This is a genomic window from Synechococcus sp. H55.10, assembly GCF_047502715.1.
GTDB lineage: Bacteria > Cyanobacteriota > Cyanobacteriia > Thermostichales > Thermostichaceae > Thermostichus.
This window is the reverse complement of record NZ_JANSJJ010000103.1, coordinates 1-866: the sequence shown is the minus strand read 5'-3', so window position 1 is coordinate 866 and position 866 is coordinate 1. Positions and strand designations below refer to the sequence as shown.

Here is an 866-nt window from a genome sequence, read left to right as displayed (position 1 = left end):
GTATTGAAGTCTACAAAGACAATCGCTGGCATGATTGTCAGTACCGTTATCAGCGCTCGGATTCCCAAACTTACGGCAGAACACCGTAAGTGGCTGGATCAACTTCACAAGCAAGTATTACCTGAATGTCTTCTTCTAGACCCATACAGCCAGAAAAAACTCAGGATTTTTAGCTGAGGCTAGCTAAACGAGCGTCAACTGTGATCGGTTACTTTTGAGTCTGTACCTTACTCTCTTAACGCAGTAGTTCTCTGCAAACTCTGATGCTACAGTCCACTGACTGCCGATTTTTCCCTGCTGATTTCGCCGCCTCGGAGTAGTCGCCGCACCTATTGTTGTAAGCAGTTTAAGATTTCTGAAGCTTCCCTTACAGAGAGGTACTGGGTAGACAGAGCAGACACTGTTTCAGAGTCGAAACTAGATTTGGGTATCCACTTTACTATACTCTGACCGGTATGTAGGAGACAATGAGGTCAATCTATCCCTAGGCCAGTGGCCCACCAACGCGGTAGGCTAGATCGCAGTGGGCCTTTTGTTGGGTTCTCTACTGCAATCAACGGTTCTCTCCTCTTGCCGCCATGGCTTTGCAACTTGAACCTGCCGCTCCGGCAGAGGTAGCCATCTATCAGCCCTATTACGCCGTCGCGCGCCGGCAACACCTAGCTCTTGCGGTGGGCCTCTACAAAAAAGGCAGCCTGGAAGGACAGAGGGCCATCGAGGGAGACAAACCTGTGCGTTTCCTGGCCAGTTGGCACACGTCGCCGTTGCCCTCCGATCTGACCGTAGTGCAAGTGATCTTCGATCAGGATGCCGAGCTCACTTACCAGCTCTCCATCGCCAACTACGAGTTTGTGGATTACCTAATC

At 50.6% G+C, this 866-nt stretch carries 1 protein-coding gene; it reads left to right on the top strand.

Translation table 11 applies throughout. The annotated features are described in order from the left end of the window. Positions 1 to 578: 578 nt before the first annotated feature. On the top strand, positions 579 to 866 hold a 288-nt coding region (gene ebsA / locus NW858_RS07555), incomplete at its 3' end, for a type IV pilus biogenesis protein EbsA (protein ID WP_414520221.1).